Source organism: Paenibacillus sp. E194, from assembly GCF_000935845.1.
Taxonomy (GTDB): domain Bacteria; phylum Bacillota; class Bacilli; order Paenibacillales; family Paenibacillaceae; genus Paenibacillus_B; species Paenibacillus_B alvei_B.
This window is the reverse complement of the sequence record NZ_JMDX01000317.1, coordinates 1-5,548: the sequence shown is the minus strand read 5'-3', so window position 1 is coordinate 5,548 and position 5,548 is coordinate 1. Positions and strand designations below refer to the sequence as shown.

The 5,548-nt window shown below is 48.6% G+C and carries 1 protein-coding gene; it reads left to right on the top strand.

What is annotated here, in order from left to right:
* The first annotated feature begins 20 nt into the window (after positions 1–20).
* Positions 21–5,309 carry an S-layer homology domain-containing protein gene (locus tag AZ66_RS26150; protein ID WP_052648889.1) on the top strand — a complete coding sequence of 1,763 codons (5,289 nt, stop codon included), beginning with the start codon at positions 21–23 and terminating at the stop codon, positions 5,307–5,309.
* Positions 5,310–5,548: the final 239 nt, after the last annotated feature.

The window sequence follows — 5,548 nt, the reverse complement described above, 5'->3', positions numbered from 1 at the left end:
TGGCAGTCGGCGGTGTGTTCATGCTGGTCAAGGATGGCGTGGCACAAGAGCATACAGATAAGGCACTCTATCCACGAGTAGCAATCGGAACGAAAGCTGACGGCTCCATTATTATGATGGTGATCGACGGTCGTGCACCTGGATTTAGCGAAGGTGTATCCTATGATGATTTCGGCAAGGTGCTGAAGGACATGGGTGTCGTCAATGCGCTATGCCTAGATGGTGGCGGCTCGTCCACGTTCGTAGCGAAGCTGCCGGGTGAACCGACTCGCAAGGTGCTGAATCGTCCATCTGACGGCAGTGAGCGCAAGACGGCAAACGGATTGCTGCTCGTAAATAAGGCACCAGAGCAAGGTACTGCATCGAAGCTGGTCGTACAGCCGAATATGGAGCGAGTGCTCGTTGGTTCAACGTTCAAATTCGCAGCAGCTGGGGTAGATGCAAATGGACATCCTGCTCCCTATGCAGGTGCATTGCAGTGGACAGTTGATCCTTCGCTTGGGGTGATAGAAGGGGATGGCAAGTTCACGGCTGGTACTGCTGCAGGAATCGCAAATGTTGAAGTGACTGTAGGTGGTGTAAAGGGGCAAGGTCAAGTCGAGGTTGTGAAGGATTTGACAGACCTCATACTGCCTGACAAGGTAAAGGCTTTTTCTTCTGGTGAACAAGTGAATATGCAGGTCACGGCTGTTCGAGATGGGCAAGTTGTTATTTCTGATAATCGCCAGTTTGAGTGGAGGGTCGAGGGCTCGATCGGTTCTATTGATGCTAACGGTGTATTTACCGCGACGTCGGAAACGGATAAGAACGGTAAGATTATCGTCAAGTACGGTAATGTCGAGGCATCAATGGAAGTAAATATAGGGCTGAAGCCTGTCGTGTTGGAAGATTTCGAGAATGGTCTGGATCGTTACTATGAGGAAAGTGGTGCGAGATACAAGAGTGTAAAGCTCAGCGAGACGACGGATGAGGAATATGTTCGATTTGGCAGCAAAGCAGCAAAGCTGAAGTATGACTTCACGGATACAGTGGGGATATCAGGCGCATACATCAATACAAAAGGCAAGGATCAATATATTGATATTCCTGGCTATCCGGAAAAAATCAGCGTATGGGTGTATGGTGACGGTCAAAAGCACTGGCTGCGCGGCCAGCTGCGAGACGGCAATGGGGCTGCAGTGGATATTGATTATACGGATGAGAAACAAGGTCTTGATTTCACAGGATGGAAGTATATCGAGGCAGCGGTTCCAAAGGGAAGACCTCTTCCGCTTCAAATTTCCATGCCGATTCGATATATGGAGACGAAAAATACAAACAAGAACGATGGAACCCTCTATATCGATCAAATCCGAGCGCTGTATGGCCCGAACACGGATGACATGGATCCTCCAGTGCTAAAGGACTTCTCTCCAGTTGACGGCAGTACGATTCATACCTCGACTCCAAAAATTCAGGTGTACGGGGAAGATTTCGGATATGATCCGATTAAGCATCCGGGAACAACATTAATTGATCCTGATAAGGTACGCATGTATGTGGACGGGCGGCTGGTGCAGCATGGATTTTATCCACCTAAGGGCGAAATTCACTACACACCAAATGTACCTTTGGCAGACGGGGTTCATGTCGTGATGGTCAAAATTCGTGACCTAAACGGGAATCGTGCAGAGAAAGAATGGATGTTCACAGTCGATACTGGGGCATCGAGGCTGGTATATACGGGAGCAGACAATGCATATGCAGGCAATGTTTATAAGGTGGAGGTCAAAGGATATAAACCTTCCAATATTAAACGTGCTGAAGTTGGATTTAAGGTTGACCCGAATTTGATAGAAAAGATAGAAGTAGTTGCAGGCGATAAACTTGCTCCCGCTAATATCGAGCATCATATTGCCCCGGATGGGAAAGTGAACCTGAAGCTGTCTGATGTGAATCAGTTGAACTTGAAGGATGACGAAGCGCTTGCGCGGATTGAATATCACCTGAAATCGGATGTGTCGGGCACATTTAAGGTTGAATTAAAATCCGGAAGCATTGCATTGGCAGATAAGGGAAATGCCGATTTTAGCTTCTTCGGCCTGCCTATGCACGCAGCCATTCAGTACCATCTGCGCTTGAATTGGAATACGGATGGTATAGCGGAAGGGCAAGATACCGTGCTTGGGGTCGTAGATGAGGCTGGTGCTCCTGTGCAGGGAGCGCGTATCGTGACACGTGATGGGATAGAGTTAGGTGTGACGGGCGCAGACGGCAAACTTACTACGAATAAACTGACGGGGACGGTACGCGAATACGAGCTGCAAGCAAACGAGGGAGTACGCTTCAGTCCGGTTGTGAAGTTCAAGGTATCTCCACTAGCGGGCAGCGAATTGCCTTACAACATCAGTGTGTCGATGGGAGAAGATCCTGCAACTTCTCGCGGCTTTACATGGCATTCGAAGATTAACGTGGATGCTTCAGTAGTAGAGATCGTGAAGAAGAAGGACCTCGTCGATTTTAACAATGCGAATGTCATTCGTGTGAACGGTACGAGTAATATGCTCCATACGTGGGATATCGGTACAGTTCGTGTACACAAGGCAGTTGTGCAAGGACTTGAGCCGGGAACGGAATATGTATACCGTGTTGGCAATGGCAGCGATAAGGTGAGTGAGCAGGGCGCATTCAAGACGGCTGAGCTGGACGGTACACGTACAAAATTCCTCTTCTTCGGCGATTCCCAATCCGAAGATGAGGCAGGATTCAAACTATGGGGCAATATTGTACGAAAAGCAGTGACTGATCAACCTGATTATGATTTTATCCTTCAGGCTGGGGATATGGTAGAGAATGGGTTCAAAGAGGGCGAGTGGAATATGTGGTTCAAGGCCGTACAGGATGCGTTCTTGAAGACGACAGTCGTATCGGTAGTGGGTAACCACGAGGTAACGGGTACTCGGAAAAATGATGATTTCCTTGCCCATTTCAATAATCCTCAGAACGGGATAAACAGCTTGAAGGGCAGTAATTATTCGTTTGATTATCATAACGCTCATATCGCAGTGCTGAATAGTGAGTACGACTTCGAGGAGCAGAAGGAGTGGCTTCGCCGTGACTTGGCTGCAACGGATAAAACGTGGAAAATCGTCACGTTCCATCGTGGTCCATATGGCAGCAAGAATAATGAGAAGCGTATTCGCGAAGCTTGGACATCCGCATTTGATGAACTTAAAGTGGACGTAGCCTTGAATGGTCATGATCATGTTTACCTGCGTACGTATCCACTCCGCGGTGGCAAGCCCGTCGGGGAAGGTGAGGGCACCACTTACATCGTCGCAGGTTCTTCCGGGCCGAAGTTCTATGAAGTTGTCCCACAAGATTGGCAGTACAAAATAGATGGAACGAAGGCGCAAATTTATGTAGCCGTCGAGATAGTTGACAACGAGATGAAGTTCCTCGTGAAGAGTATTAATGATGTAGTCATTGATGAGTTCTCGATACGAAAACCAGAGCATAAGCCTCCTACTTCGGTAGTGCTTGATCAGCCGAGTGTAAACTTGGCTGTGAAAGAGAGCGTTAAGCTGAATGCCACGGTTCTGCCAGACCAAGCGTATGATCGTTCTGTTACGTGGTCAGTCTATGGATCGTCAGAGGATGGCGTTGCGGCGGTAAGCGCAGATGGAGTGGTAACCGGACTTAAGCTGGGGACTGCAATCGTGCGGGCGACGAGCGTCGTAGAATCGGTGTATGCAGATAGTCTTATTACGGTCGATCGTTTGCCAGAGATTCGTATTGAGGAAGTTCGAATTGACCGTGACGAGGGAACGCTGAAAATCGGAGACACCTTGCAATTGAATGCAACGGTATTGCCGGACAACGCAAGCAATAAATCCGTTGTTTGGTCTGTTTATGGTTCTTCTTCAGAAGGAGTTGCAAGTGTAACGTTGAATGGGCTTGTGAAGGCATTGAAGCCGGGCACAGCCGTCATTCGGGCGATGAGTGCGGCGGATGCAACGAAGTATGCAGACTTCCAACTGAAGGTAGAACTAGAAGATAAGCCAAATATTCCGGATCCGTCAACGGACAATTCGAGTTCGAACAGTTCCAAGGAAGAGAACAAGCGTCCAGAGCCGCCGAAGCCAGATCCAGGAGCAGCGAAGCTGGAGAATGGCAAGATTGTGGTACAAGCGAAGCGGGATGCAGGTAGTACAACAGCCACGGCAGTCATTACTGCTGAGGTATTGGGGGAAGCTGCTGACAGCTTGAAGCCGGATTCGAATGGTGTGAAGAAGGTTCGGATTGAAGTGTCGGCAGACAAAGAGGCTCAGAATATTCTCGTATCCATGCCAACATCGGCATTGACGGATACAGCGTTGAAGCAGCAATATGAGATCGTTACTCCTCATGCGAGTGTGACACTTCCTTCGAATGTGGCGAATGGGAAAACTCCTCAAGGAGCGAAGACGATTGATGTCGCCATCGTTCAACCAGATCGCAGTACATGGGGAACAGAGTTGCTTGAACGTACTGCAAATCGTCCGGCCGTTCAGTTGGAACTGCGCGTAGATGGAACAGGGCTGAAGGACATCGCAGTTGGAACAGCTATGCAGGTAGCGATTCCGTATCAGCCAAGCACAGATGAGTTGGCTCGTCCACATGCAATCGTTGTATGGAGTGTAGATGAGCAAGGCCGTCCAGCTATCATTCCAAATGCAAAGTATGATGCAAAGACAGGAACGGTGCAATTTGCGGTGAAGCAGCTCGGTACGTATGCGGTTGGCTTCTCTACAGTGATGTTCCATGACATCGCTAAGCTGGAATGGGCGAGAACAGCTATTGAGTCGTTAGCTGCCAGAGGCATCATTCATGGTCTCGGAGCGGATCGATTTGCTCCACATACGCAAGTCACACGTGCTGACTTCATTGTCCTGCTAACACGCGTGTTGAATCTGCAATCTACACTGGCGAAGAGCGGATTCGAAGATGTTCCTCCGAATGCCTATTATGCAGATGCCGTAGCTGCTGCGAAAGAGCACGGGATTGTACAAGGTAGGGACGCACGGACATTTGGCCCGAGCGATAAGATTACGCGGCAGGAAATGTTCACGATTACGGCGCGTGCACTTGTTCAATTCAGCAAGTTGAGCGCGACAGGGGATGCAGATGCGCTTCAGGCGTTTATAGATTACCGTGAAATTCAGGATTATGCGAAGGATAGCTTGGCAAGTCTGCTTCGTGAAGGATTGATCCAAGGTAACGGGCAGAAGCTTGTTCCGCAGGGACATGCAACGAGAGCAGAGGCTGCTGTCTTCCTGGAGCGAATATGAACCGTGTATCTTGAGTAAGCAATAGCAATAAAACCTAATAGGAAAGCACAAATAAAGGGGCTGTCCCAAAAGTCGAACGACTTTTGGGCACCCCTGTTTTCAAAAATGTAAAACAAAAAGAAACCGTTCTTTAGTAAAATGGAAGTACCACCCACCATTTACGAAAGGAACGGTTTCTTTGTACATTCAATATAGCATGGATCAACTTTATCTGCCAATGGATTTGGAAGAAGACATTC

Coding starts and splice junctions, on each gene's coding strand:
- AZ66_RS26150 (WP_052648889.1), top strand. CDS start 21: ATGCTGGTCAAGGATGGCGTGGCACAAGAGCATACAGATAAGGCACTC.